The following is a 24,649-nucleotide window of genomic DNA, read 5'->3' as shown; positions in this document are numbered from 1 at the left end:
CGCTGATGACGCCAGGAATGGTAGGGAGCGCGAGCGGCCGGGGCCACGCCAGAAATGATGAGGAACCATTGGCGGAGTCAAACGGCGGGCTATCCGAAAGTACGCTGGTGGAATAGCGTGTTCCGCCAATAACCTGCCCGCATGACCTCAAGTGAATCGGGCGGGGCCGGGCAACCGGCGGCGGGAACGGCGCCTTCTCGGACCGTGGGCGCGCTTTACGCGGCGCTCGGCACCGCGCTGGCGGGCACCTCCTTCGTGGCCACGAGCCTGCTGACGCACTACCCGTTTCTGAGCGGCCAGACCCTGCGGTTCGCCCTGGGTGCGCTGAGCCTGTCGCTGCTGTCCGTCGTCGGGCGCGCGCCCTGGCCGCGGCCGACCGGAACCGAGTGGGCGCTGCTGGCGCTGCTGGCCGGGACCGGCCTGGTCGGCTTCAATCTGGCCTGTCTGGCCGCGCTGCGCTCCGCCGAGCCCGCCGTACTCGGCGTGATCGTCGGTGCCACCCCGCTGCTGGTGGCGATCGCCGGCCCCCTGCTGAGCCGGCGCCGGGTATCAGGGCGTCTGATCGCCTCGGCCGCGCTGGTGGTCGCCGGTGCCGCGCTGCTCGTCGGTTTCGGGCGCGGCAGCGCGGGCGGCTTCGGGTTCTCCCTGCTGGCGCTGCTGGGCGAGGTCTCCTTCACCTTGCTGGCGGTGCCGCTGCTGCCCCGGCTGGGGGCGATCCCGGTGGCGACCTACGTCTGTGTGCTGGCCACGGTCGAGATGGGTGTCCTGACCGCGGCGGTCGAACTGCCCGCCGGGGAGCTGCGCTGGCCGCACGCACGCGAACTGGGTGCCCTGTGCTACCTGGCGGTGGCGGTGACCGCCGCGGCGTTCATCTTCTACTACCTCGGCCTGCGCACCCTCGGCCCGGAGGCGACCAGCCTGTTCGCCGGGCTCATCCCGGTCGCGGCGGCGTTCACCGCGCCGATCGTCGGCAGCGGCACGCTCGGCGCGGCCCAGGTCACCGGCAGCATCCTGGTCGGTACGGGACTCAGCGCGGGCTTGTCCGCGCCGGCCCGTGACGCCGGACCCACGCCCGGCGGGCCCGCGTCCGAAGGACCGGAATCCGGTGCGGCAGATCCGAAAGTGCCGGTACCGACGGCGGATGACGACGGGTGAACTTTCGTCATTTCGCCTGGTAGCGGGCCAGGAGCCGCATTTCTAGCATGAGGGGGCCAGGTCCCCCGCAGGGCCGCATCCGGCATCTCGGCGCCACCGCGCCGCATCTCCTTCCCTCTCCCGTGAGGATGCGAAATCCATGACCACCACGCATGTCGTCCTGAGCGCCGCAGACCTTCCGGACCACTGGTACAACATCGTTCCCGACCTGCCGGCGAGCCCGCCGCCCGCGCTGCACCCGCAGACGCTGGAGCCGCTGCGTCCTGAGGACCTCTCAGGCCTGCTGCCCCAGGGCGTCATCGAGCAGGAGTTCTCCGAGGAGCGCTGGATCGAGATCCCGGACCGGGTGCGCGAGCTGTACCAGATCTGGCGGCCCTCCCCGCTGCACCGGGCGACGCGGCTGGAGCGCGCGCTGGACACCCCGGCCCGGATCTACTTCAAGTACGAGGGCGTCTCACCCGCGGGGTCCCACAAGCCCAACACCGCCATCGCCCAGGCGTTCTACGCGGCCGAGGACGGTGTACGCCGGCTGACCAGCGAGACCGGGGCCGGGCAGTGGGGCTCGGCGCTGTCCTTCGCGGGCTCGCTGTTCGGTCTGGACGTCACCGTCTACATGGTCCGCTCCTCCTTCCAGCAGAAGCCCTACCGGCGCATCCTGATGGAGACCTGGGGTGCCGAGGTGCACCCGTCGCCCAGTCCGCTCACGGAGGCCGGGCGCGCGGTGCTGGCGGAGACCCCCGACTCCCCGGGTTCGATCGGCATCGCCATCAGCGAGGCCGTGCAGGACGCGCTCAGCCGCGAGGACACCCGCTTCGCGCTCGGCTCGATCTCCAACAACGTACTGATCCACCAGTCGGTGATCGGCCTGGAGGCCAAGAAGCAGCTGGAGATCGCCGACGACTACCCCGACGTGGTGGTGGGCTGCGTCGGCGGCGGCTCCGGCTACGCCGGCCTGTCCTATCCGTTCCTGTACGACACCCTGTCCGGCAAGCGCTCCGGCACCCGCTTCGTCGCGGTCGAGCCGGACGCCTGCCCCAGCCTCACCCGGGGCACCTACGCCTACGACTATCCGGACACCGCCTCGCTCGGCCCGGTGCTGCCGATGTTCACCCTCGGGCACAACTTCATGCCCGCCCCCATCCACGCCGGCGGCCTGCGCCACCACGGCAGTTCCCCGACCATGGGGACGCTGGTGCAGCACGGCCACGTGCAGGCGCGCTCGGTCTCGCAGACCGACATCTTCAGCGCGGCCGTGCTCTTCGCCCGCAATGAGGGCTTCGTGATGGCTCCGGAGTCCGCCCACGGCGTGCGCGGGGCGATCGACGAGGCGCTGGCCGCACGGGAGGCGGGCGAAGCGCGGGCGATCCTCGTCCACGTCTCCGGGCACGGCAACTTCGACATGGCGGCCTACGACTCCTACCTGGCCCACACGTTGACCGACCACGAGCCGGACCAGGCGGAGATCGAGCGGGCCCTCGGTGAGCTGCCCTCGGCGAAGATCCCGGTCTGAGACCGGGCGACGGTGCCGTCGCGCCGTACTCGGGCCGCGCACCCGCTCAGGGGTGCGCGGCCCGATGGCGCGGCGCGGCCCGGCTCAGTCGACCAGGCCGGCCTCGACGGCGTACAGCGCCGCCTCGACGCGGTTGCGCAGCCCCAGTTTCGCCAGCAGGTTCTGCACGTGGGACTTCACGGTGCTTTCGCTGAGCGTGAGTTGCACGGAGATCTCGGCGTTGGTGCGGCCCCGGCCGAGCAGGCGCAGCACGTCGTGTTCCCGGGGCGTCAGCTGGCAGGGCGTGGAGGTGGAGGCCGGCCTCGGCAGCGCGGACGGGGAGAGGGTCGCCGACGGGAGCCGGCGCTCTGCCGGTCCGGCCGCGGCGACCGGTGCCGGGAAGAGGGAGTAGCCGGCGACGAGCATGTGCAGCGCGGCCACCAGGTCGTCGACCTGCGCGCTGCGCAGCAGCGTTCCGTCGGCGTCCTTTCCGATGAGGCCGATCGTCGCGGAGTCGCACAGGGAGTCGCTGACCAGTGCCAGCACCTTGCCCTGCCAGTCCTTGGCCTGCCGCAGCGTCGCCGAGGAGCCGTTGGGGCTCTCGACGGTGTGGACGACGACGTGCGGCTTGGTCTCGGCCATCAGCGTCACCGCCTCGTGGTGGTCGCACGCCTCGGCCACGACGTCGATTCCGGACTTGCAGCGCAGTACCGCCCCCAGGCCGCTGCGCGTGATCGGCGACGCGTCCAGAATGAGGACGCGAATAACAGTGGTCTCCGAAGGTTGTTGCGACTTTAAGTTCTCCACGTGCCGATTCCCCCGTCTTTTCCGCAGAAGTGGATCTTCACTTGCACGAACGCGGTCGAAAGCGCATTGGTGTCGGAACCCCGAGGTCGAAGGATAGACGACGAGCCGCCGAATCCCACCGGTGAGACGGTAAACGGTCCCGCAAACTCCGTGTGCGGCGGGTCGGCTCGTAACCACCGCGCGAGAAATGCGGGGCCGGCAACCGTGGGGAGCGGATCATGCTCCCGGGTCCGTGCGCGGCCGCGCGGCGCACCTCCCTGTACCAGACATTCCGAACTCCTGCGGAGTTGCCCGGAATGCCGGGCTCGCGCGTCGATTGTCCGAAACACGGCCGAAAGCTGGCGGAAATCCGGTCGTGTCGACCGGTCCCGGCGGAGCCGCGCCGGGCGGGAAGGATCTGGGTGCCCGTCTGAACGGCCGTCGCCCCCGGGCCGTACCCCATGACGGACCACGACAAGCTCCGCGGAAGGGAACCTCACATGACCAGCCCATCCCTCCACCCCGCAGCGGGACCGGCCCGCCGTACCGTCATGGCGGCGGCCGGAGCGGCGGGGCTCGCCGCCGCGCTGACCGCCTGCGGCTCGGACGACGACTCGTCCGCCGGTGCCGCCACCGGGTCAGACTCCGCCGGTTCCGGCGGTTCCGCTCAGGACAGCAGCGGCACTGCGGCGGGCGGCGGCGCCGCCCTCGCGAAGACCGCGGACATCCCCGAGGGCGGCGGCAGGATCTTCAAGGACCACGGTGTCGTGGTCACGCAGCCGACGGCGGGCACCTACAAGGCGTTCTCGTCCAAGTGCACCCACCAGGGCTGTGCGGTGGGCAGCGTGGCGAACGGCGTGATCGTCTGCCCCTGCCACCACAGCGAGTTCTCCGTGACGGACGGCAGCGTGAAGAAGGGACCGGCCACACAGGCGCTGGCGGCGGCGAAGATCACCGTCTCCGGCGACGAGATCAAGCTGGCCTGAGCCCCGCTCGGCGCCGCGCGTGCACCCGTGCGAGGCAGCCGATCACCTCGTCGGTGGTCGCGACCGTGGCGACCAGCGCGAGGGTGTTGCGGAGCATCGCCCGGGTGTACTCGGCGGGCACCCCCGCGACGGCGTCGGACGGGACGACGGCGGTGTAGCCGAGGTTGACGGCGTCGAACACCGCGTTGGGGACGGCCACGTTGGCCGAGACCCCGGTGACGACCAGCGTGCGGCAGCCGAGGTTGCGCAGCAGGGCGTCGACGTCGGTGCCGTGGACCGGGGACAGCCCGTGCAGCCGCCGTACGACGAAGTCCTCCTCGGCGACCTCGATCGGGGGTGCCACCCGGACCGCCGTGCTGCCGCTGAGCTGCTGCACGGGGAGCCGTTCGGCGGCCCGGAACAGGCGGGCGTTACGACTGGCGCCCCGGCCGTCGGGACGGCGCTCGGCGACCGCGTGGATCACCTGCACCCCGGTCTCGTGGGCGGCGGCGACCAGCCGGGCCACGTTGCGCAGGGCACCCGACGAACGTGCCTCGCGGGCGAGTTCGGGCAGGGCGCTGTCCGGGCCGACGACCCCCTGCTGGCACTCGACGGTGAGCAGGACGGTGCTCCCGGGATCGAGGAGGTCGTCGAGTCGCTCGTACGACGGCATGGCACGCGCCCCCTTGAAGACGACGGCTTCTCTTTTCTGACGTGATGTCAGAGGATCACCATAGTTTTCTGACACGACGTGGGAGAAGAGGGGGCAGCATGACCGTCACTCAGCAGCGCCGGGGCCGGAGGATCATGATGACACCCGGCGAGCTGGACGCGTTCCTCACCAGTCAGCGCACCTGCCGGGTCGCGACCGTCTCGGCCGACGGAACGCCGCACGTGAGCGCGCTGTGGTTCGCCTGGGACGGCACCTCGCTGTGGCTGTACTCGGTGGTGCGCAGCCGGCGCTGGGCCCAGCTGAGCCGGGATCCGCGGGTGGCCGTCGTGGTCGACTCCGGTGAGGAGTACGACCAGTTGCGCGGGGTCGAGCTGTCCGGCCGGGTGGAGTTCGTGGGCGAGGTGCCGCGCACGGGCGAGCTGTGCGCCGAACTGGACACGGCGGAGACGCTGTTCGCGCGCAAGAACTTCGGTCTGGACGAGATGCCGCACGACGGCCGGCACGCGTGGGCCCGGCTGACCCCGGAGAAGATCGTCTCCTGGGACTTCCGGAAGCTGGGCGGGGCGTGAGCGCGGTCAGCCGAGCTTCCGCGCGGCCGTGCGCAGGGCGTCCACGGCCGCGCGGATCGAGGGCCGCCGGTCGGCGTCCGCCCGCCACACCACGTACACATGACGGCGCACGTGCTGCCTGAGCGGTACCAGCACCACGCCGTCGGGCACCGGGTGCCGGCCCAGCAGCGGCGCGATGCACACCCCCAGCCCGGCGGCCACGAGCCCCAGCTGGGTGTGGGTCTCGCCCGCGCGGTGGCCGACGATCGGCTCGACACCCTTGGACCTGAGGGTGAACATCAGCCACTCGTGGCAGAACTCGCCCTCGCCCCAGGTGATCCACTCGTCCTCGGCGAACTCGGTGAGGTCGACCTCGTCCCGGTCCGCGAGCCGGTGCCCGACGGGCATGGCGACCTCGGCCGGGTCGTCCAGCAGGGGCGCCTTGACCAGGCCGTCGGGGACGGGCATCGGCTTGTTGTACCAGTCCAGGACCACGGCGAGGTCGAGATCGCCGCGGACGACCCCGGCGATGCCGTTCTCCGGCTCCAGCTCGCTGGAGCGCACCCGCAGGCCGGGGTGTGCGCTGCGCAGCGCGCCGAGCGCGGCGGGGAAGAGGCCGCGGGCTGCGGTGGGGAAGGCCGACAGCCGCAGCTCGCCGACGACCTGGCCGCGGTGCGCCTCCAGGTCCGACTCGGCCAGCTCGACCTGCGACAGGATGCGTGCCGCGTGCTCCGACAGCAGCCGGCCGGCGTCCGTGAGCCGGACACCCCGGCCGTTCTTGGCGAGGAGCTGCTGGCCGACCTCCCGCTCCAGCTTGCCCAGCTGCTGCGAGACCGCGGACGTGGTGACGTGCAGCGCTTCGGCGGCGGCGCTGACGGAGCCGTGCCGGGCCAGGGCGTCGAGGGTGCGCAGGCGCTCCAGATTCAACATGTAAGCGATTCTAAGAGGTACCCGGCGAGAAATCTCGATTGTGCTACGAGGTTCGGTCCCGCATCGTGGAGGCCATGAGCACGGTCACCCCTGCGTCCCGCACCCGGTCCTCCTCCCCCGCCACCACCGGCCCCCGCCCCCGCCTCGGCTGGCGGCTCCGTTTCGGCGCCCTGTCCCTGATCTGGGGCTTCAGCTTCCTCTTGATCAAGGTGGGGACCGAGGGGTACGCGCCCTTCCAGGTCACCCTCGGACGGCTGCTGTTCGGTACGGCGGTGCTGGGTGCGGCGATGGCGGTGAAGCGGGAGCGGCTGCCGCGCGGGGCCCGGCTGTGGGGGCACATGGCCGTCGCCGCGTTCCTGCTGAACGCCCTGCCGTTCTCCCTGTTCGCCTACTCCGAGCTGACGATCCCGTCCACCCTGGCCGGCATCTGCAACGCGACCTCCCCCCTGTGGGGCATGGCCCTCTCCCTGGTCGCCCTGTCGGAGGACCGCCCCACCCGGGTGCGCGTCGCCGGCCTCGGCCTGGGCTTCCTGGGCGTCCTCACCGTGCTCGGCGCCTGGCAGGGCTTCCACGGCCTGGACGCCACGGGCACGGCGATGGCGCTCCTGGCCTCGCTGAGCTACCCGGTGGGGTGGATCTACGTCCGGCGCACCCTGGCCGGCACCGGGAACTCCCACCTGTCGATGACCGGGGGCCAGTTGCTGCTGGCCACCGTCCAGCTGGCCGTGGTGACCCCGCTGTTCACCAGCGCCCCGGACCACTTCTCCCCGGTGCCGCTGCTGGCCGTCGCGGCGCTGGGAGCGCTGGGGACCGGACTGGCGGTGCTGATCCAGTACGGACTCGTCGCGGAAGTCGGCCCCACCACCGCCCAGATGGTCACCTACTTCATTCCCGTCATCGCCACGGCCGCGGGGGTGGCGATCCTCGGGGAGTCGCTGCGGTGGACCACGCCGGTGGGAGCGGTGATCGTCCTCGCGGGAGCGGCACTCACCCAGGTGCGCGGCAGGAGCGCGTGACGGTCTGCTCGACCGGCACCTCCGTCACGCGCGCCACGTCGGCCATCGTCCACCCCGCCCGAGGCATGATCCGGAAGAGAGGCCCGGGCGGGTCAGGCCGGCCGGGCCTCGACGGCACGGCAGCGCGAGGTGTCCGGCCGTACGCACACGCGCTCAGCCGTACGCGCGGGCCGGAGACGGGCGTACGGCCGCAGCCACCGCGTCGGCCAGCGGGGCGATGTCCTCCTCGGTGAGCGGTGAGACCGTGACGCGGACGCCCTGGGGGGAGGCCAGACGGAAGCGGGCTCCCGGGGCCACCGCCCAGCCCGCCTGGACGAGCCGGGCCACCGCGGCCGTCTCGTCGGGGACCGGCACCCAGACGTTCATGCCGCTGCGGCCGTGGGCGACGACACCCCGCTCCGCCAGCGCGTCGACCAGCCCCTCCCTGCGGGTTCGGTACGACTCCGCCACCGCCGCCCGGTCCACCGCGCCGCGCGTCCACAGGTGGGCCACGGTCCGTTGCAGCAGCAGGCTCACCCAGCCGGGGCCGAGGCGCTGGCGGCCCCGGACCCGGTCGACGGTGACGGGGTCCCCGGTGAGGACGGCGAGTCGCAGGTCGGGGCCGTAGGCCTTGGCGGCGGAGCGGGCGAAGGCCCAGTGCCGGGTGGTGCCCGCGAGGGGGTGCAGGGGCAGGTCGACGATGCCGTGGCCGTGGTCGTCCTCGATGAGCAGGGTCTCCGGGTGGTCGCGCAGCACGGCGCGCAGGGCACGCGCGCGCGTGGCGGTCACCGAGGCGCCGGTCGGGTTCTGGGCCCGGTCGGTCACGATCACGGCGCGGGCCCCGGACTCCAGGGCGCGGCGCAGATCGTCCGCGCGCGGTCCGTCGTCGTCCACGCCGACCGGGGCCGTGTGCAGACCGAGGGCGGGAACGAGGTCGAGGAGGCTGCCCCAGCCGGGATCCTCGACGGCGACGGTGTCGCCGGGGCGGAGGTGCGCGGCGAGGAGGCGTTCGATGGCGTCCAGGGAGCCGGAGGTCACGGTCAGCGGGCCCGCGGGGACGCCGTCGGCGTCCAGTTCGGCGCGGGCGACGCGGGCGAGGCCGGCGTCCACGGGGTCGTCGCCGTAGAGGACGGGACGGCCGTCGCTCCGCTCGGCCGCCGCGGCGAGGGCCGGGGCCAGGCGGGGCAGCAGGGCCGGGTCCGGGTTGCCCGTGGAGAGGTCACGGCCACCGGGCGGCACCTCCACCCGCAGCTGCTCCCGGCCGGTGGTGGCCGGCCTGGGGCGGACACGACTCCCCCGGCGCCCGGCCGTCTCGATCACCCCGCGCTCACGCAGCGTGCGGTAGGCGGCCGCGACCGTGTTCGGGTTCACCCCCAGCCGGTCCGCCAACTCCCGCATGGGCGGCAGTGGTTGCCCAGGCTGCAGCTGCCCCGCGCCGACCGCCTGCTCGACGCTGGCGGCGATCTCGGCTGCGCCCCGCCCGGTGATCCGATATTCTCCTAGCACAAAGAACATTATGCACTAGTACAAAGATCGGTGCACAGTCCGCCGCCGTCGAGGGGATCACCATGCAGGGCACGACCGAGGACACCCGGGCCACCGCCTACCAGCCGACCGACCGGACCGTGCCCACGCGCTCCGCCGACCGGGCGTCGTACGACAGGGAGCTGGTGCACGCCATCCTGGACGAGGGGTACGTCTGCCACCTCGGCTTCGTCCGGGACGGCGCCCCGGTGGTGCTGCCGACGCTGTACGGCCGGGTCGGCGAGCGGCTGTACGTCCACGGGTCCACCGGTTCGCGCCCGCTGCGGATGACCGGCCAGACCGACCCCGGTCTGCCGGTGTGCCTGACGGTGACCCACGTCGACGGTCTGGTGCTGGCCCGCTCCGCCTTCCACCACTCGATCAACTACCGCTCGGTCGTGGTGCACGGCATCGCGCACGAGGTCACCGACCCCGAGGAGCGGCGCCTCGCCCTGGACGCGCTGGTCGACCACGTCGTCCCGGGCCGGGCCGCCGACTCCCGGCCCGCGAACAAGAAGGAGCTGGCCGCCACCGCCGTCATCCGCCTGGACCTGGAGGAGGTCTCGGCGAAGGTCCGCACCGGCGGCGCCAACGACGAGCCGGACGACCTCTCGCTGCCGCACTGGGCCGGGGTCGTCCCGCTCCGCAAGGGCTACGACGCCCCGGTCCCCAACGCCGACCTGACGCCCGGCATCGAGCTGCCGGACTACCTGGCGGCGCGGTAACGGCGCGGCTCCCCCCCCTCACACCGGGACCGCGTCCCGCCGGCCGTCGCGGGCCTCGCTCACGGCGAGGCCCGCGACGGCTCCGAGCAGCAGCGCGGTGCCGGCCACCGTGGCCGGCGTGAGCCGTTCGCCGAGCAGGACGACGGCGAGCACGGCCGCGGTCACCGGCTCCAGCAGCATGATCACGGAGACGGTCGCGGACCGGACGACGGCGGCTCCGGCGAAGTAGAGGGCGTAGGCGAGGGCCGTGGGCACGGCGGCGATGTAGAGCAGCAGCCACAGCAGCCGGACCGGGTGGGCCGTGTGCGGGAGCAGCCCCTCGTGCACCGCGAACGGCAGCAGGCACAGGCTGGTCACCGTGAAGGCCCCCACCGTGGCGCCCCCGGCGTCCGTGCCGCCGTCCCTGCCCCACCAGCGGGTGAGCAGGGTCATGACGGCGTAGCCCGCCGCCGAGGCCAGGGCCGACAGCACACCCGCCGGACGGACGGTCGCGGCCGAGCCGCCGAGGGTGAGCACGGCCAGCCCGGCGAGCGCACCGGCGACCGCCGTGACACCGCCCGCGCCGAGCCGCTCGCCGAGCAGCACCCGGGCCCCGAGCGCGATGAGCACGGGGCCCGCGCCGAGGGTCACGACGGTGGCCACGGCCAGCCCGGTCGACGCCACGGCCGCGAAGTACGCGGTCTGGAACACGGCGAGACCGAGCCCGGTGGCCAGGGCCCGCGTGATCCAGCGGCGCGTGGACCCGGCCGTGGCCGCGGCCGTCGACGTGGTCGCAGCCGTGGCTGTGGCTGCGGTTCTGGCTGCGGCCGTACGGCGGGCGCGCGGGCGCAGCAGCCGGCCGGCCGAGAGGAGGGCCAGGCCCAGCGCGCAGCGCCAGAAGGAGAGGGCGAAGGCGCCCAGGTCACTGGCCCGGTAGACCAGCGAGGCGGCGGCGCCCGCGGTGCCCCAGGCGGCACCGGTGACGATCAGATACAGCAGGCCACGCCCGACGGGCAGGCCGGACGCGGGGTGCGACGAATGCGACGTCGGCAAGGGAATCTCTCCGCAGAAGCGCACGCGTACGTGCGAAGTTCGGTTGCGTCCCCGCCTCGGCGGGGCGCACGGACTTCTTCTGCGGGCAGCACCGTCCAGCCCGGCGCGTGTGTGCGCCGGGCGATGACCGGAGGCCCGCCTCAGGCGGCCGGGGGCGGAAGGACGAGTGCGTTGTGCGGCATGGCCCGGACTCTAGGCGGCGGTGCCCCGGGCGGACAACTCCCTTTCCGCGCCGCCTGAGGCGACCGGTTCCGGGGAGCCCTTGGCCGGGGTGGAGGACTGGGCGATGAACGCGCCGGCCAGGACGACCGCGCCACCGGCGACCTGCGGCGCGCTCAGGTGCTCGCCGAGCAGCACCCAGGCCAGCACGGTCGCGATGACCGCCTCCAGGCAGGCGACGACACCGGCGACCTGCGGCGACAGCCGGCGCACGGACAGGACGCCCGTGACGTACGCGATCACGGTGGCGACCAGCACGATCCAGGCGAGCAGGGCGGCGGCCGGTACGGCGGTGCCGCCCATGTCCGCGGAGCCGGCGAGCACCGACCAGTCCATGCTCCAGGGCCGGGCCACGACCGTCAGCACGGCGGCGCCGACGAGCAGGCCGTACGCGATGACACCGAGCGGGTCCGGCGCCGCGTCGCCCGCGTCGCTGCCCTGGTCGGACAGGACGAAGTAGCCGACCTGGCAGCAGGCGGCGCCGAGGGCGAAGACCAGGCCCAGCGCGTCGAAGCTCAGCCCGGACCAGACCTCGACCACACAGGCGAGGCCGCCTGCCGCGAGGACCACGCCGAACGCGGCGGCACGGGTGACGGGCCGCCGCTGCACGAACCGCACCCAGCCCAGCACCAGGGCGGGGGCCAGGTACTCGACGAGCAGGGCCACGCCGACCGGTATGCGGGACAGCGCGGCGAAGTAGCAGGCCTGGACACCGGCGACGGCGAGCAGTCCGAACCCGGCGAGCAGCGCGGGCCGGCGGCGGGGCAGGACCCGGTGCCGTACGGCTGTCGGCAGCATCACCAGGGCGGCGCCCGCCACCCGCAACCACACCACGTGCAGCGGTTCGAGCCCCGCCTCGATCAACGGCTTGGCGGCCACTCCGGAACCGCCGAAGGCCAGCGCCGACACGATCGCGAGACCGAGCCCGGCTCCCTTGCCGGGGCTGTGGTGACTGCTCACAGACGTATGCACCGGCACATGATGACAGGCACCGACAGGAGCGTCATCCCCGGTGACACCTGTCTCAGCTGGTGGACCGCCGGATGCCCAGGCGGTCAGCGGGCCGCGCCGTCGTCGGCGTACCCGCCGGCTCCCGCCTCGATCCGCGCCGACAGCTCGCGGGCCGGGATGCCGGCCCGTTCCAGTACCTCGACGGCCCGGGACCGCGGGTCCGCGACGAGCGCGGCGAGCAGGTCGGTACCGCCGACCCGGGGTGCGCCCCGGCGCCGGGCGCGGGCAGCCGCGTCCGCGAGCGCGGCTGCCGCGGCGGGAGACCAACCGTCGGCAACCCCGCCCGATGGGTCGGCGGGAGCGGCCGGGGCGGGTACGAGGGGGAGCGCGCCGGAGTCCTCCACCCCGGCCTGCCACCGCAGGCCGTAGCCGATGCTGCGCTGCACGAGGTAGCCGAGGAGGCGGGCGAGCCGTTGCGGTCCGCCGACGGCGGCCCGGACCTCGGGGTCGTGTTCCAGCAGGGCGTGGAGGAGATGGGCGGTGTCGGTGTGCCGGTCCCCGTCCCGCACGGCCCGGCGGCGGGCACCGGCGACCACCGCTGCCAGCTCGGCGTCGAGCCCGGCAGCGTCGTCCGGATGCGGAACTGCTCCGTCCGGGGCGGTCCGAGGGGCTGTACTGGGGTGCACATCCCCTAGCTCATCAGCCTCAACGGGACGAGGCATCCACGAGGGGAACCATTTTCGCGTCCCACGCCGAGTGGACATCGCCGCCTCGGATCTCATCCTTACGGAGGAGATCTGACCCGTCCCGCCCAGGGTCGGCACTCCCTCGGAGCACTTCTGACGGTTCATCAGTATTGAATGTTCGCGCCCCTGCCGCTACGTTCCGCGACACCGTAGCCCGATAGGCCCGATCCGAAGGGGTGGTCGCATGGCCGAAGTCAGCGCGGAGGCACGCATCCAGGCGCCGGCCGAGAAGGTGTGGGCCCGGCTCACCGACTGGCCGTCGTACGGGGCGTGGAACGCGACCCACACCAGCTTCCCCGGGGGCGGTCCGCAGACGCTGGCCGTGGGCGGGACGTTCCAGGAGAACATGAAGCTGATGGGTTTCCCGGCGGAGGTCGACTGGACCATCGAGGAACTGGAGCCGGCCCGGGTGTTCGCCATCCGCGGCAAGGGCCCGATGGCGGTGACCGTCGCCACCCGCTACACCCTGACTCCGGACGGGGACGCGACGAGGGTCCGGATCGACGGCGAATTCACCGGCGCGGCGGTGTCGCTGATGGCGGGCAGGCTCAAGGACTCGGCGACGGCCGCCCTGCACGAGTCGCTGCGCAAGCTCGACGGACTGGTGGCCTGATCCCGGCCGGGGCCGGACCGGGGCTCGGCCCGGGCCCGGACACGCGAAGGCGCCCCGCGCGTCGACACGCGGGGCGCCCGGGCCGTCGTACCTCAGTGCTCGTCGGCGAGGATGAGGTACAGCTTCTTGCGGGCGTCGTTGATGACGGCCAGCGCCTTCTCGCGCTGTTCCTTGCTGCCCGTCTTCCAGACCTGCCCGAAGGCCTCCATCAGGCCGAAACCGGCCTGGCGGATCTCACCGAGGGCCTCCCAGTCGACTCCGCGCGAGGCCTCCTCCCAGGGGGCGTCCGCCACCTCCTCGACGGCGGCCCGTCCGCTCTCGGTCAGTGAGAACAGCTTCTTGCCGCCCTCGCTCTCACTGGCGATCAGCCCCTCGTCCTCCAGCAGTTGGAGCGTGGGGTAGACCGAGCCGGGGCTGGGCTTCCAGGCGCCGCCGCTGCGTTCGGCGATCTCCTGGATCATCTCGTAGCCGTGCATGGGCCGGTCCTTGAGCAGGACCAGGATCGAGGCGCGCACATCGCCGCGCCGCGCCCGCCCTCGCGGACCTCCTCGCCCGCGCGGCCCCCAGGACCCCGGACCGAATCCGGGCCCGCCGGGGCCGAATCCCGGGCCGCCCGGCCCGAAGGGACCGAAGGCGGCCCGCCGCCCCTCGAAGCCGCCGAAGCCGCCCATGCCCCGCCGGCCGGGGCCCTCGTGCCGATGTCCACGCTCGAATCCGTGGGTACGCATCGCGATCACTCCATTCCATCGCCGATCTGTCATGTTCGTATCGCGTATCGTTCGCGATGCCTCAACGATATATCGGTATCGATGGCATGACAAGCCCCTTGTCCGGGCGGGGAGGAGTGGCGGCCGGGCGGGAGGAGTGGCCGGGTGGGGAGGCGTTCGGCCGGTTCAGCCGGTCCGCTCGGCCGCCCGCAGCGGGCAGCCGGTGCCGACGCGGGCGGTGAGGTCGGCGCGGAGCGCCGCCAACGCGGCCATGCGCGCGTCGACGATCCGGATCTTGTCCTCGAACAGGGCGGACAGGGCCTCGGCGCTGTCCGGCGCGTCCCGCAGTTCCGCGCCGTGCCGGGCGATCTCGGCCAGGGTGAACCCGAGCGCCTGCGCGGTGCGCACGTACTCCAGCCAGGTCACCGTCTCCGGCGGGAAGTCACGGTAGCCGTTGGGCAGCCGGTCACCCTCGATCAGGCCGATCTTCTCGTAGAAGCGCAGCGTGTCCTTGGACACCCCGGTGCGCGCGGCCAGTTCTCCGATCCGCATGACTCCCCCGCCGCTCGGTCGACTTGACCTTGGAGCGTACTCCGCTGTCTAGCGTGGGCGGCGCCCGAACGAGCCCGTCCGAGGAGGCCCGATGCACCCTGCCGCCCCCGCCTACCTGCGCGTCGTCCGCGCCAGCGGCTGGTACGACCTGATCGTCACCGCCGGTTTCGCGACGCCCTGGACCTACGCGCTGGTCCACCGGCTCCTGTCGGCCGGGGGCGAGACCGCCGGCCTCGGCGCGATGCCCGCGCTCACCCCGATGCAGATGCTGTACGCCAACCTGATGGGCTCGGTGGTGGTGGTCTGGTCCGTCCTGCGCGTCGTACGGCCCCTGCCCCTGCACGGCCTCCTCGACGGGGCCGCACGCGTGCTGTTCTCGCTGTGGCAGGCGTACGCGCTGGCCCACGGCGGGCCGCGGGTGCTGTGGCCCTTCCTGGTCGTGGAGGTGTCGTTCGGCGTCGTCCAGCTCGCCCCGTGGCTGCGCGCGCACGCGACCGCGGCCGGCCGGAACGGGGTGCGGCGCTCGTGAACCAGTCCGCCACTCGGGAATTGGCCTTGGTCCGGGGGCTCCCGGAGCCACTAGCGTCGGCGCCATGCGCATGCGAATCGTGGACGCCTTCACCGACCGCCCCTTCGCCGGCAACCCGGCCGGAGTCCTGCTCCTGGACGACGTCTTCCCGGACGACGACTGGCTCCAGAACGTCGCGATGGAGGTCAACCACGCCGAGACGGCCTTCGCGCACCCGCTGCCCGAGGGCGGCGAGGCGGACTGGGCGCTGCGCTGGTTCACACCCGTCGCCGAGGTCGCGATGTGCGGGCACGCCACCCTCGCGACGGCCCACGTCCTGCACACGACCGGCGCGCACGAGGGCCCGGTACGGTTCGCCACCCGCAGCGGAGTGCTGATCGCCACGCCCGCGCCGGACGGCTCGGTCACCCTCGACTTCCCGACCGCCCCGCTCACCCCGGTCGAGGTGCCGGCCGGGGTCGCCGAGGCGCTGGGCGCGGAGCCGGTCGCCGTCTTCGACACCGGCCCGAACGTCGGCGACCTGCTGGTGGAACTGGCCGACGAGAAGACCGTCCTCGGGCTCTCCCCCGACCACCGTGCCCTGGGCGCCTACTCCTCCCGGGGCGTCATCGCCACCGCCCGCGCCGACGACCCGTCCCGCGGCTACGACTTCGTCTCCCGCTGCTTCTTCCCGAACGTCGGCATCGACGAGGACCCGGTGACCGGCAGCGCCCACACCGCGCTCGCACCGCACTGGGCGGCCCGGCTCGGCCGCGACGACCTCACCGGGCTCCAGGCCTCCCGCCGTACCGGGCTGGTCCGCACCGGCCTGCGGGGCGAACGCACGCTGCTCACCGGCCGCGCGGTGACGGTCATCGAGGGCGAGCTGCGCGCCTGACGGCCTGCTCAGGCGGTCGGCAGCCAGCCCACCCTGCCGGCGAGGAGGGCGTAGCCGACGAAGGCACCGATGTCGAGCAGGGAGTGCGCGACGACCAGCGGACCGACGCGGCCCCAGCGGCGGTAGAGCAGGACGAAGACCACGCCCATGACCATGTTGCCGAGGAAGCCGCCGATGCCCTGGTAGAGGTGGTACGAACCGCGCAGGACCGCGCTGGCGACCAGCGCGGTCCCCGGGCTCCAGCCCAACTGGCCGAGCCTGCGCAGCAGATAGCCGACGACGATCACCTCTTCGAGGATCGCGTTCTGCAGCGCGGAGAGGATCAGCACCGGGTACTTCCACCACACGTCCGGGAGTGCCTCGGGGACGACGGTGAGGTTGAAGCCGAGGCCGCGGGCGGCGAGGTAGAAGGCGATGCCGGTGCTGCCGATCACGGCCGCGACGCCGGCGCCGCGGCCGAGGTCGGGCCAGGGCCGGGTACGGTCGAAGCCGAGGGCGCGCAGGCTCGTGCCCTCGCGCAGCAGCAGGTGGGCGACGAGTGCCACGGGGACCAGCGCGGTGGCGATGCCGAAGAGCTGCCAGGCCAGGTCCAGCCAGGGGCGGCCGGGCGCGGCCGAGGCGTTGAGGGTGGCCGCCTGGTCCTTGAGGCCGCCCGGCTTGGTGACCGAGCCGATGAAGCTGATCAGCGCGGACACCCCGCTCGCCCCGAGCGAGAGCCCCAGCACGAGCAGCGTCTCGTCCCGCAGGACCCGCCGCGCACGCTCCCCCGCCGCGGACTCAGCCACCGACCCAGCCTCCACCTGCACCCCTGCCTCCAGCGACCTCACGGGCCCATGACCCACCTTCGCGTGGCAAGGATCCCAGAAGGAACCGCGGGGAACGCGCGATGCCCCCGAAAGCCCGGCATCTGATCCTGACGGCGCTCGACCACACCGGCACCTCGGCCTGCGCCCGTCGATGCCGCCGCACCCTCTTCTCCGCCGCACCCTCTTTCCGCCGCAACGGCGCTCGGCCCCCGCGGCACGGACCGGCGGTCGGTACGGCGGTCGGCCCCCGCCGGGCCCCCTCAGCTCAACGGTCAGCCCCCACCGGGACCCTCTCAGCTCAGCGGTCAGCCCCCGCCGGGACCTCCTCAGCCCAGCGGTCGGGCTCCCGGCACCCCAGCGGCCCCGGCTCCACCCTCACCCCAGCGGCCCCGGCACCCCGTCACCCCAGCGGTACCGGCTCCGGCAAGCCCACCGGCCACGTGTGCACCGGCTCCCCTCCGTGCATCAGCTCGGCGTACCGCCGCGTCGTCGCCGCCAGGGCCGCCTCCCGCGACAGTCCCTGCTCCAGCGCCCGGTGGAACGTGGCCGCCTGCCAGGACGCCCCGTTGACCCGGCGCCGGCAGCGTTCCTCGATCACGCCCAGGTAGAGGTCGCGGTCGGCGGCCTCCACCCCCCACGCGTCCAGCCCGGCCGCCGCGAGCGGCAGCAACTCGTCGCGGACCAGCGTCACCGCGTCGACCTCGCCCGTGCCGCCGTAGCGTCCCCGCCGTGGCCAGACGAAGCGGGCGTCGATGCCGTACCGGCACGCCGCGTCGAAGTTCGCCTCCGCCGCCTCGAACGGCAGCCGTGTCCACACCGGCCGGGACTCCTCGGCGAGGGCGCGGACGAGGCCGTAGTAGAAGGCCGAGTTGGCGATCACGTCGGTGATGGTCGGCCCGGCGGGCAGCACCCGGTTCTCCACGCGCAGGTGCGGGACGCCGTCCGCGATGCCGTACACCGGCCGGTTCCAGCGGTAGATCGTGCCGTTGTGCAGGACGAGTTCGGCGAGCTTGGGCACCCCGCCGGCCTCGACGACCTCCAGCGGCTCCTCGTCGTCGCACAGCGGCAGCAGGGCCGGGAAGTAGCGCAGGTTCTCCTCGAACAGGTCGTACGCGGAGGAGATCCACCGCTCGCCGAACCAGGTGCGCGGCCGCACGCCCTGCGCCTGGAGCTCGGGCGGCCGGGTGTCGGTGGACTGCAGGAACAGCGGGGGCCTGGACTCGCGCCACAGCTCGTGCCCGAAGAGGAACGGCGAGTTGGCGCCCACGGCGATCTGCGCGGCGCTGGCCGCCTGGGCCGCGTTCCACACGTCGGCGAAGCGCCCCGGGGTGACCTGGAGGTGCAGCTGCACGGAGGTGCACGCGGCCTCGGGCACGATCGACTTCGAGGTGCACACGAGGTGCTCCACGCCGTCGATGTCGAGCCGGAAGTCCTCCCCGCGCGCGGCGACGATCTGGTCGTTGAGGAGGGTGTAGCGGTCGACCGCGGAGAGGTTGGAGGAGACCAGGTCGTCCCGGTCGAGGGTGGGCAGGATGCCGATCATCACGATGCCCGCGTCCACCTCCGACGCCTTCCGGTCGGCGTAGGCGAGCGAGGTGCGCAGTTCCTCCGCGAGCCGGTCGAATACCCGGCCACCCAATCGGTGGGGGGCTATGTTGACTTCCAGGTTGAACATGGCGAGTTCTGTTTGGAAATCGCGACTCGCGATGCGCTCAAGTACCTGTCCGTTCAACATTCTCGGCATGCCGTCGGAGCCCGCGAGATTCAGTTCGATCTCGACTCCCATGAGGTTCTTGGGGCGATCGAATCGCTTCTCGCGCAGCAGCCGCTCCAGCCCCGTCAGACACTTCTGGAGCTTTTCGCGGTATCGCTGGCGATCGGACAGGTCGAACTGCCCTGCCACGACCTTCTCCCCCATCGAACTGTCCCTCCTCGGACGGGCGGGCCGACGATCCGGCCGCCGGGCTCCCGGGTCAGGGAGGATGATGCCCAGCGGAAGCGATCGATAACGTCCCGCGCGGGCTCCTCGCCCGCTACTCTTTCTGAATGTTCCCGGCGGCACATTCACGAGGCATGCCGCAGGGCGTACCACCGGGTGCCCCGTTCGCCTCGTGAAAAACGCCGATGACATTCGGCCGACCGTTACCGGCGCGTATGCCGAGGTCAGCGGCGAGGGCCCGCTCCGGAAAACGGGATTATTTCCGCACATCGACGGCGTAATTCAGCCTTGCCCGGCCGACCGGAATCCGATAGCCGAAACACCGGCCGAACACACGTCGTATAAACTTCGTCCACAAGGCACAAGGTTGGCGCCCTCGGTGCTGGTTTCCGCGGTGTTCCTGTCGTCACGGTTGACGGGCGACAGACCGAGCCGCACTCTCTTTCACACCAAACCGGGCCCCCACCTCTCCGGCCTTCCGTGAGCAGACAGCGCCGTCCGCCCCACCCTCCTCGCGCCGCCGCGCCTGTCGAATGAGAGGCGACCCACATGCCCCTGCACGTGCCCCCTGCCCCCGCGCCTGCCCTGCGCTCCGTCCTCACCGCCCTCGGTTCCCCGACCGCGGTCCGTGAGGCCCGTACTCCCTCCCTGCGTGCCGCGCAGGGTCCCGCGACACCCGAACTGCCGCTGCCGGTCCACGTCCTGGACCGGATCACCGCGCAAGGCCTGTCCGCGACGAGGCTGACCGGCTGGCGTTTCCTGATCCGGTGCGGCGACCGGGCGGTGGCCGCGGCCGAGACCATGCTCACCCCCGACGGCTGGGCCTTCTCGCACTTCTTCGAGGGCCCCTACGTCACCTCCACCGAGCGCGCCCTGCAGCAGGCGGAGACGCTGCAACAGCCGTACCAGGCACGCCTGTTGTCCGTACCCGGTCTGTACATGCTCACGCTCTGGCTGCACGGGGACTGCTCCGGCGACGGCACCGAGGGCCATCCGGCCGCCACCGATCTGCTCGTTCCGCTGGCGCCGGCACCGCCCGGCATCCCGGCACACCGTCCGTTCCGGGTCGCCGAGTTGCTCCCGGTGCTGACCCATCGCGCGACTCCTCTCCCACTGCTCGGCTCGCCGGTCCTCGGCTCGCCCGCCTGACCCCGCACGCGTACCCCGCTGCCCGGAAGGGAAGCGGGGTACGCGTGTGCTCTGCACCTCTGCGGCTCTCCGCCTGTCCCCCTGTACGCCCGTACACCTCTCCGCGCCTCACGCCTTCACGGCCGGGACCATCCGGACTAGTCCCATCCGGCCACCGAGAACCACCCGAAGTGACAGTGCAGTTGGGCTGAACCGTCCGGGCGGGTGACGCGTCATGAACCTGTGAGAAGCGGTGCCGTGAAATACCTGCGGAATCACGCCCAGAGGACAACACTGGGTTCCGACCGACTCTTCATTCACGGGGGACGGACATGATCACATCAGAGCGAAAGATCCCGCCCATGTGCCAGCACCAGCCGCCGTGCCCGACAGCCGAATCCGCCGACCGGGAGTCCGCCCGCCTCGTGGCGCACCACCCGGAGCAGGGGTGGAGCCTGCTGTGCAACGGCGTCCTGCTCTTCGAGGACACCGGTGAGCTGCTGCCGGACGGCCGCGTCATCGCCCCGCACCGCCCGCTGGGTGCGGGTCAGGTGATGACCGCCGCCTGAGCACGGCACAGTGACCCGAGGGGCCGGTCGCACGCACCCGGTGCGCACCGGCCCCGACGCGTGTCCGGACCTGACCGCGCACGGTGACGGGCCGCTGGCGCAGTGCTTCCCGCAGCGCCAGGCACGCGGGCAGGCTTGCGAGGCGGGACCGTGACGGTCCCCCTGGCGGGTGCCGAGCCGGCGAGGGCGCGCGGGCCGTCCGGCTGGTCGGATCGCCGGTACGGGAGTGGGATGGAAGGAAGGAGCGAGGACCTTGCAGTCGGGCACGCCTGCGGAGCCGCACCCCGCCGGTGCCCGGCCGGAACGGTGGAGTCATGTCCGGTAACGACGCCTCGGCGGTCGCGCGCGTGGTGGTCGGCGTCAGCGGCTCCCTCAACAGCGTCACGGCCCTGCGCCGGGCCACCGCGTTGGCCCGCCGGCTGGGAGCCGAACTGTGGCCGGTGCTGGCCTGGGAACCCCCGGGCGGTGACCCCGCCGCCCGGCGCGGCCCCGCCCCCGGTCTGCTGGTCCAGGAGTGGCAGCGACTGGCCAAGCAGCGGCTGGCCTCGGTGCTCGACGAGATCTTCGGCGCGGAGGGCCCCGGCGTGCCGATGCACGCCCTCGTCGTCCGCGGCACCCCGGGCCGGGCCCTGGTGGCCACAGCGAACCGGGACGACGACGTCCTGGTCGTGGGCACCGGCCGGCGCGGTCTGCAGCGAGCCTTCTCCGGCCGGGTCTCCCGCCACTGCGTGGGCCACGCCCACTGCCCGGTCCTGGCGGTCCCGCCGTCCCCGCTGGAGTCCGATCTGCTGTCCGTCCACCGCCGCAACACCTGGCACCTGCGGATCGACACGCGGGGGCTGTGACACGGGCGCCGCGGCGAGGGCGTTACCGTCCCGTCAGGAATCACCGCCCGCCCGTCAGGGCGCCGTCAAGGCAGGACACGCACGACCGTCGGCGGACTACCGTTTCTCTTATGGAGCACCGCGACGACACCCGCCCCCAGACGGCCGGCTCGTACCCGTCCGGCGCCGGGACCGTGGTGTACGACCGCGACTGGGCCGACGACGTACGCCGGTCGGTCCGCTGCGCCGGCGCCCTGCTGGGCCTGCTGCTGTGCGTCGACTGGACGGCCGGCGGGCTGACCTGGTGGCGCGGGGCCGTGTGGCTCCTGCTGGCGGTGCTGCTGCTCCTCGTCCTGTTCCCGGTCCGTGTGTCGGCCGGGCCCGGCTGGCTGGCCACCCGCCGTCTGCCGGCGCTGCGCCCCCGCCGGGTCCGTACCGACCTGCTGGCCTCGGTACGCCCGCTGGACGGCGTCACCCATCGCCTGGTGCTGCGCGACACCCTCGGCAACCGGGTCGAGATCGACCCGGAGGTCCTGCTCCGCAACCCGGAGCTGTGGTACCGCCTCGCCGAGGGCGCCCACGTCTCCGAGGCGGCCGGCACCCTGCGCTCCGGCACGGCCGCCCTGCACCGTCTGGCCCGCCGCGTGGACCGCGAGACCGCCCTCGCCGTGTTCCGGGCGTCCGGTCTGGAGTGACGCTCGGTGGCCGCCGCGCGATCGGCCCCGCCCGGCCCCACCCGCCCGGCCGCGCACCGGCCGGACCCCGGCCCAGCGCTCCCGGCCTCCCCTTCCCTCTGCGGCGACGTCACTCCTGCGCCATTCTTAACGCAAGCTTGACGCCTCCCCAGCCCTGATCCATGGGCCCGAGCGTCACGCTCTGCTTACGCTGGTGCCGCCGTCCGCGTGATGGCCGAAAACACCTGAGCCGCATCTCTGGAGCACGCCGATGGTCACGACCGAGCGCCCTCCCAGTACCAGCCGCCTGCGCGCCTGGATGCTGGAGGGACTGTCCGACATGGGCAAGGCCGGTGGCCACACCGGACCGCACGCCGAGCCGGAACCCCCGCACCGGGGCCAGCGCTGGTGGCGGGTGATGTGCCTGACCGGCGTCGACTACTTCTCCACCCTCGGCTACCAGCCCGGCATCGCGGCCCTGGCGGCCGGCCTGCTCTCGCCCATCGCGACGATCGTGCTGGTCGTCGTCACCCTGGCCGGCGCCCTGCCGGTCTACCGCCGGGTGGCCGACGAGAGCCCGCACGGCGAGGGCTCGATCGCGATGCTGGAGCGCCTGCTGTCGTTCTGGCAGGGCAAGCTCTTCGTGCTCACCCTGCTGGGCTTCGCGGCGACGGACTTCCTGATCACCATCACGCTGTCCGCCGCCGACGCCTCGACCCACCTGGTGGAGAACCCGCATCTGACCGAGGCCCTGCAGGGCAAGCAGATGCTGATCACACTGTTCCTCGTGGCACTGCTCGGCGCGGTGTTCCTCAAGGGCTTCCTGGAGGCCGTCGGAGTCGCGGTCGCCCTGGTCGGGGTGTACCTCGCCCTCAACGTCGTCGTCGTGATCACCGGCCTGTGGCACGTCGTCACCGCCGGGCACGTGATCACCGACTGGAGCAGCGCACTGACCGCCGAGCACGGGAACGTCTTCGTGATGATCGGCGTGGCGCTCATCGTCTTCCCGAAGCTCGCCCTCGGCCTCTCCGGCTTCGAGACCGGTGTCGCCGTCATGCCGCACGTCCAGGGCGACCCGGAGGACACCGAGGAACACCCCAGGGGTCGTATACGCGACACCAAGAAGCTCCTGACCACCGCCGCGCTGATCATGAGCGGCTTCCTGATCACGACCAGCTTCATCACGACGCTGCTGATCCCGGAGAAGGAGTTCAGGACGGGCGGCGACGCCAACGGCCGCGCGCTCGCCTACCTCGCCCACGAGTACCTCGGCAGCGCCTTCGGCACGGTGTACGACGTCTCGACCATCGCCATCCTGTGGTTCGCGGGCGCCTCCGCCATGGCCGGCCTGCTCAACCTGATGCCGCGCTACCTGCCCCGCTACGGCATGGCCCCGCACTGGGCGCGCGCCGTCCGCCCGATGGTCATCGTCTTCACCCTGGTCGCCTTCCTGGTGACCTGGATCTTCGACGCCAACGTCGACAAGCAGGGCGGCGCCTACGCCACCGGCGTGCTGGTGCTGATCAGCTCCGCCGCGATCGCGGTGACCATCGCCGCGCGCAAGGCGGGGCAGCGCGGCTGGACGATCGCCTTCGCGGTGATCTCGGCGGTCTTCCTCTACACCACCGTCGTGAACGTCATCGAGCGTCCGGACGGCGTGAAGATCGGTGCCTGCTTCATCGCGGGCATCATCCTCGTCTCACTGCTGTCCCGGCTGGCCCGCGCCTTCGAGCTGCGCGTGACCAGTGTGTCGCTCGACCCGATGGCGGAACGTTTCATCCGGGACATGGCCAGCCGGAAGATGCGCTTCATCGCCAATGAACCGGGCCACCGCGACAAGGCCGAGTACCGCGACAAGATCGAGCAGATCCGCGCCGACAACGACATGCCGGAGCAGGAGGACTTCGTCTTCGCCGAGGTCACGGTCACCGACCCGTCCGAGTTCGAGGCGGGCCTGACGGTGCGCGGCGAGGTGCTGCACGGGCGCTACCGGGTGCTGACGCTGGAGTCCGCCTCCATCCCGAACGCCCTCGCCGCGCTGCTGCTGCACGTCCGTGACGTCACGGGCTGCATCCCGCACATCTACTTCGAGTGGACCGAGGGCAACCCGTTCGCCAACTTCCTCCGCTTCTTCCTCTTCGGCCAGGGCGAGGTCGCCCCGGTCACCCGCGAGGTGCTGCGCGAGGCCGAACCGGACCGCAACCGCCGGCCGCGGGTCCACACGGGCTGAGGCGCACCGGCCCCCAGGTCCTCGGTTCCCGGTACGTGGCCCTATCGTGACCGGCATGCAGTCCTACACCATCGGCCAGGCCGCGCGGCTGCTCGGCGTCAGCCCGGACACCGCCCGCCGCTGGGCCGACGCCGGCCGGGTGGCCACCCACCGCGACGAGTCCGGGCGGCGGCTCATCGACGGCAGGGATCTCGCCGCGTTCTCCGTCGAACTGGCCAAGGGGGGCGGTGCCGAGGAGGACGCCTCGCACACCTCGGTCCGCAACGCCTTCCCCGGCATCGTCACCGCGATCAAGCTCGGCGACGTCGCCGCCCAGGTGGAGATCCAGGCGGGCCCGCACCGGCTCGTGTCGCTGCTGACCCGCGAGGCCGTGGAGGAGCTGGGACTGGAGGTCGGCATGGAGGCCACCGCCCGCGTGAAGTCCACGAACGTGCACGTCGACCGCACCTGACCCGACCGCGCT

The 24,649-nt window shown here is 72.7% G+C and carries 26 protein-coding genes; 15 read left to right on the top strand and 11 right to left on the bottom strand.

Annotated features, from left to right (window positions below):
- Positions 1-204 precede the first annotated feature (204 nt).
- Together IEZ20_RS37645 and IEZ20_RS37640 are read left to right on the top strand one after the other, a co-directional pair.
- Positions 205-1,155 (top strand): DMT family transporter, encoded by a 951-nt coding sequence (locus IEZ20_RS37645; protein WP_189307317.1) that lies wholly within the window; start codon positions 205-207, stop codon positions 1,153-1,155.
- A gap of 139 nt (positions 1,156-1,294) precedes the next feature.
- Positions 1,295-2,665 carry a TrpB-like pyridoxal phosphate-dependent enzyme gene (locus IEZ20_RS37640; protein ID WP_189307316.1) on the top strand — a complete coding sequence of 457 codons (1,371 nt, stop codon included), beginning with the start codon at positions 1,295-1,297 and terminating at the stop codon, positions 2,663-2,665.
- An 84-nt stretch (positions 2,666-2,749) separates the two neighbouring features.
- Here IEZ20_RS37640 and IEZ20_RS37635 read toward each other — a convergent pair whose 3' ends face one another.
- On the bottom strand, positions 2,750-3,451 hold the full coding sequence (locus IEZ20_RS37635; RefSeq protein ID WP_189307313.1) for a LuxR C-terminal-related transcriptional regulator: 702 nt from the start codon (positions 3,449-3,451) through the stop codon (positions 2,750-2,752).
- Positions 3,452-3,930: 479 nt separating this feature from the next.
- Here IEZ20_RS37635 and IEZ20_RS37630 point away from each other — a divergent pair, with 479 nt between their 5' ends.
- Positions 3,931-4,416 (top strand): Rieske (2Fe-2S) protein, encoded by a 486-nt coding sequence (locus IEZ20_RS37630; RefSeq protein ID WP_189307311.1) that lies wholly within the window; start codon positions 3,931-3,933, stop codon positions 4,414-4,416.
- Here the strand turns inward: IEZ20_RS37630 and IEZ20_RS37625 are convergent.
- Entirely contained in the window at positions 4,403-5,068 is a 666-nt protein-coding gene (locus tag IEZ20_RS37625; RefSeq protein WP_189307309.1) for a cysteine hydrolase family protein, read from the bottom strand. The genes IEZ20_RS37630 and IEZ20_RS37625 overlap by 14 nt on opposite strands.
- 98 nt (positions 5,069-5,166) lie before the next feature.
- Between IEZ20_RS37625 and IEZ20_RS37620 the strand changes: the two genes are divergently transcribed.
- Complete coding sequence (locus IEZ20_RS37620; protein ID WP_189307307.1) at positions 5,167-5,637, top strand: pyridoxamine 5'-phosphate oxidase family protein; 471 nt, start codon at positions 5,167-5,169, stop codon at positions 5,635-5,637.
- Between the two features lie 6 nt (positions 5,638-5,643).
- Here the strand turns inward: IEZ20_RS37620 and IEZ20_RS37615 are convergent, their stop codons facing one another.
- The gene (locus IEZ20_RS37615) at positions 5,644-6,546 is read right to left on the bottom strand and encodes a LysR family transcriptional regulator (protein ID WP_189307305.1); all 903 of its coding nucleotides are present in this window, start codon (positions 6,544-6,546) and stop codon (positions 5,644-5,646) included.
- A gap of 74 nt (positions 6,547-6,620) precedes the next feature.
- Between IEZ20_RS37615 and IEZ20_RS37610 the strand changes: the two genes are divergently transcribed.
- Positions 6,621-7,562, top strand: coding sequence for a DMT family transporter (locus IEZ20_RS37610; RefSeq protein WP_189307302.1), 942 nt, complete (start codon positions 6,621-6,623; stop codon positions 7,560-7,562).
- A gap of 153 nt (positions 7,563-7,715) precedes the next feature.
- Here IEZ20_RS37610 and IEZ20_RS37605 read toward each other — a convergent pair whose 3' ends face one another.
- On the bottom strand, positions 7,716-9,047 hold the full coding sequence (locus tag IEZ20_RS37605; protein WP_189307300.1) for an aminotransferase class I/II-fold pyridoxal phosphate-dependent enzyme: 1,332 nt from the start codon (positions 9,045-9,047) through the stop codon (positions 7,716-7,718).
- A gap of 62 nt (positions 9,048-9,109) precedes the next feature.
- On the opposite strand from IEZ20_RS37605, the gene IEZ20_RS37600 reads away from it, so the two are divergent.
- Entirely contained in the window at positions 9,110-9,790 is a 681-nt protein-coding gene (locus IEZ20_RS37600) for a pyridoxamine 5'-phosphate oxidase family protein (RefSeq protein ID WP_189307298.1), read from the top strand.
- A gap of 18 nt (positions 9,791-9,808) precedes the next feature.
- Here the strand turns inward: IEZ20_RS37600 and IEZ20_RS37595 are convergent, their stop codons facing one another.
- The 3 genes from IEZ20_RS37595 to IEZ20_RS37585 all read right to left on the bottom strand — a co-directional run bounded on the left by IEZ20_RS37595 (position 9,809) and on the right by IEZ20_RS37585 (position 12,588).
- Positions 9,809-10,822: a DMT family transporter gene (locus IEZ20_RS37595; RefSeq protein ID WP_189307296.1), complete on the bottom strand. Its 1,014-nt coding sequence runs from the start codon at positions 10,820-10,822 to the stop codon at positions 9,809-9,811.
- Between the two features lie 192 nt (positions 10,823-11,014).
- Positions 11,015-12,019: an EamA family transporter gene (locus IEZ20_RS37590; RefSeq protein WP_189307294.1), complete on the bottom strand. Its 1,005-nt coding sequence runs from the start codon at positions 12,017-12,019 to the stop codon at positions 11,015-11,017.
- Between the two features lie 77 nt (positions 12,020-12,096).
- A complete protein-coding gene (locus tag IEZ20_RS37585) occupies positions 12,097-12,588 on the bottom strand; it encodes a Clp protease N-terminal domain-containing protein (protein WP_373304045.1) in 492 nt (163 codons plus the stop codon).
- A gap of 334 nt (positions 12,589-12,922) precedes the next feature.
- On the opposite strand from IEZ20_RS37585, the gene IEZ20_RS37580 reads away from it, so the two are divergent.
- Positions 12,923-13,351, top strand: coding sequence for a type II toxin-antitoxin system Rv0910 family toxin (locus IEZ20_RS37580; protein ID WP_189307290.1), 429 nt, complete (start codon positions 12,923-12,925; stop codon positions 13,349-13,351).
- Between the two features lie 92 nt (positions 13,352-13,443).
- Here the strand turns inward: IEZ20_RS37580 and IEZ20_RS37575 are convergent, their stop codons facing one another.
- Together IEZ20_RS37575 and IEZ20_RS37570 are read right to left on the bottom strand one after the other, a co-directional pair.
- Entirely contained in the window at positions 13,444-14,079 is a 636-nt protein-coding gene (locus IEZ20_RS37575) for a PadR family transcriptional regulator (protein ID WP_189307288.1), read from the bottom strand.
- Between the two features lie 165 nt (positions 14,080-14,244).
- Entirely contained in the window at positions 14,245-14,610 is a 366-nt protein-coding gene (locus IEZ20_RS37570) for a MerR family transcriptional regulator (protein ID WP_189307286.1), read from the bottom strand.
- 91 nt (positions 14,611-14,701) lie between these two features.
- On the opposite strand from IEZ20_RS37570, the gene IEZ20_RS37565 reads away from it, so the two are divergent.
- Both IEZ20_RS37565 and IEZ20_RS37560 read left to right on the top strand, forming a co-directional pair.
- Positions 14,702-15,139 (top strand): hypothetical protein, encoded by a 438-nt coding sequence (locus IEZ20_RS37565; RefSeq protein ID WP_189307284.1) that lies wholly within the window; start codon positions 14,702-14,704, stop codon positions 15,137-15,139.
- Positions 15,140-15,203: 64 nt separating this feature from the next.
- Complete coding sequence (locus IEZ20_RS37560) at positions 15,204-16,016, top strand: PhzF family phenazine biosynthesis protein (protein ID WP_189307282.1); 813 nt, start codon at positions 15,204-15,206, stop codon at positions 16,014-16,016.
- 8 nt (positions 16,017-16,024) lie between these two features.
- Here IEZ20_RS37560 and IEZ20_RS37555 read toward each other — a convergent pair whose 3' ends face one another.
- On the bottom strand, positions 16,025-16,822 hold the full coding sequence (locus IEZ20_RS37555; protein WP_189307386.1) for a CPBP family intramembrane glutamic endopeptidase: 798 nt from the start codon (positions 16,820-16,822) through the stop codon (positions 16,025-16,027).
- A gap of 400 nt (positions 16,823-17,222) precedes the next feature.
- A complete protein-coding gene (locus IEZ20_RS37550; protein WP_189307280.1) occupies positions 17,223-18,740 on the bottom strand; it encodes a glutamate-cysteine ligase family protein in 1,518 nt (505 codons plus the stop codon).
- A 570-nt stretch (positions 18,741-19,310) separates the two neighbouring features.
- Here IEZ20_RS37550 and IEZ20_RS37545 point away from each other — a divergent pair.
- From IEZ20_RS37545 to IEZ20_RS37520, 6 genes are all read left to right on the top strand, one after another.
- Positions 19,311-19,910 (top strand): hypothetical protein, encoded by a 600-nt coding sequence (locus IEZ20_RS37545; RefSeq protein WP_189307278.1) that lies wholly within the window; start codon positions 19,311-19,313, stop codon positions 19,908-19,910.
- A gap of 341 nt (positions 19,911-20,251) precedes the next feature.
- Positions 20,252-20,458: a DUF5999 family protein gene (locus IEZ20_RS37540; RefSeq protein WP_189307276.1), complete on the top strand. Its 207-nt coding sequence runs from the start codon at positions 20,252-20,254 to the stop codon at positions 20,456-20,458.
- 314 nt (positions 20,459-20,772) lie between these two features.
- Entirely contained in the window at positions 20,773-21,303 is a 531-nt protein-coding gene (locus IEZ20_RS37535; RefSeq protein ID WP_189307274.1) for a universal stress protein, read from the top strand.
- A gap of 110 nt (positions 21,304-21,413) precedes the next feature.
- Positions 21,414-21,977, top strand: a complete 564-nt coding sequence (locus IEZ20_RS37530) for a hypothetical protein (protein WP_189307272.1) — start codon at positions 21,414-21,416, stop codon at positions 21,975-21,977.
- 250 nt (positions 21,978-22,227) lie between these two features.
- Positions 22,228-24,186: an APC family permease gene (locus tag IEZ20_RS37525; protein WP_189307270.1), complete on the top strand. Its 1,959-nt coding sequence runs from the start codon at positions 22,228-22,230 to the stop codon at positions 24,184-24,186.
- Between the two features lie 55 nt (positions 24,187-24,241).
- Positions 24,242-24,637, top strand: coding sequence for a TOBE domain-containing protein (locus IEZ20_RS37520; protein WP_189307268.1), 396 nt, complete (start codon positions 24,242-24,244; stop codon positions 24,635-24,637).
- The last annotated feature ends 12 nt before the right edge of the window (positions 24,638-24,649 follow it).

Source organism: Streptomyces cinerochromogenes (genome assembly GCF_014648635.1).
GTDB classification, from domain to species: Bacteria; Actinomycetota; Actinomycetes; order Streptomycetales; family Streptomycetaceae; genus Streptomyces; species Streptomyces cinerochromogenes.
The sequence above is the reverse complement of the archived record's forward strand: the minus strand, read 5'-3'. Positions and strand labels throughout refer to the sequence as shown.

What these genes read in the sequence shown, in the direction of transcription:
- IEZ20_RS37625 (WP_189307309.1), bottom strand. Translation starts at nt 5,068, where the DNA reads ATGCCGTCGTACGAGCGACTCGACGACCTCCTCGATCCCGGGAGCACC.
- IEZ20_RS37580 (WP_189307290.1), top strand. Translation starts at nt 12,923, where the DNA reads ATGGCCGAAGTCAGCGCGGAGGCACGCATCCAGGCGCCGGCCGAGAAG.
- IEZ20_RS37610 (WP_189307302.1), top strand. Translation starts at nt 6,621, where the DNA reads ATGAGCACGGTCACCCCTGCGTCCCGCACCCGGTCCTCCTCCCCCGCC.
- IEZ20_RS37620 (WP_189307307.1), top strand. Translation starts at nt 5,167, where the DNA reads ATGACCGTCACTCAGCAGCGCCGGGGCCGGAGGATCATGATGACACCC.
- IEZ20_RS37600 (WP_189307298.1), top strand. Translation starts at nt 9,110, where the DNA reads ATGCAGGGCACGACCGAGGACACCCGGGCCACCGCCTACCAGCCGACC.
- IEZ20_RS37520 (WP_189307268.1), top strand. Translation starts at nt 24,242, where the DNA reads ATGCAGTCCTACACCATCGGCCAGGCCGCGCGGCTGCTCGGCGTCAGC.
- IEZ20_RS37540 (WP_189307276.1), top strand. Translation starts at nt 20,252, where the DNA reads ATGTGCCAGCACCAGCCGCCGTGCCCGACAGCCGAATCCGCCGACCGG.
- IEZ20_RS37640 (WP_189307316.1), top strand. Translation starts at nt 1,295, where the DNA reads ATGACCACCACGCATGTCGTCCTGAGCGCCGCAGACCTTCCGGACCAC.
- IEZ20_RS37560 (WP_189307282.1), top strand. Translation starts at nt 15,204, where the DNA reads ATGCGCATGCGAATCGTGGACGCCTTCACCGACCGCCCCTTCGCCGGC.
- IEZ20_RS37615 (WP_189307305.1), bottom strand. Translation starts at nt 6,546, where the DNA reads ATGTTGAATCTGGAGCGCCTGCGCACCCTCGACGCCCTGGCCCGGCAC.
- IEZ20_RS37570 (WP_189307286.1), bottom strand. Translation starts at nt 14,610, where the DNA reads ATGCGGATCGGAGAACTGGCCGCGCGCACCGGGGTGTCCAAGGACACG.
- IEZ20_RS37565 (WP_189307284.1), top strand. Translation starts at nt 14,702, where the DNA reads ATGCACCCTGCCGCCCCCGCCTACCTGCGCGTCGTCCGCGCCAGCGGC.
- IEZ20_RS37535 (WP_189307274.1), top strand. Translation starts at nt 20,773, where the DNA reads ATGTCCGGTAACGACGCCTCGGCGGTCGCGCGCGTGGTGGTCGGCGTC.
- IEZ20_RS37550 (WP_189307280.1), bottom strand. Translation starts at nt 18,740, where the DNA reads ATGGGGGAGAAGGTCGTGGCAGGGCAGTTCGACCTGTCCGATCGCCAG.
- IEZ20_RS37575 (WP_189307288.1), bottom strand. Translation starts at nt 14,079, where the DNA reads ATGCGTACCCACGGATTCGAGCGTGGACATCGGCACGAGGGCCCCGGC.
- IEZ20_RS37630 (WP_189307311.1), top strand. Translation starts at nt 3,931, where the DNA reads ATGACCAGCCCATCCCTCCACCCCGCAGCGGGACCGGCCCGCCGTACC.
- IEZ20_RS37530 (WP_189307272.1), top strand. Translation starts at nt 21,414, where the DNA reads ATGGAGCACCGCGACGACACCCGCCCCCAGACGGCCGGCTCGTACCCG.
- IEZ20_RS37525 (WP_189307270.1), top strand. Translation starts at nt 22,228, where the DNA reads ATGGTCACGACCGAGCGCCCTCCCAGTACCAGCCGCCTGCGCGCCTGG.
- IEZ20_RS37545 (WP_189307278.1), top strand. Translation starts at nt 19,311, where the DNA reads ATGCCCCTGCACGTGCCCCCTGCCCCCGCGCCTGCCCTGCGCTCCGTC.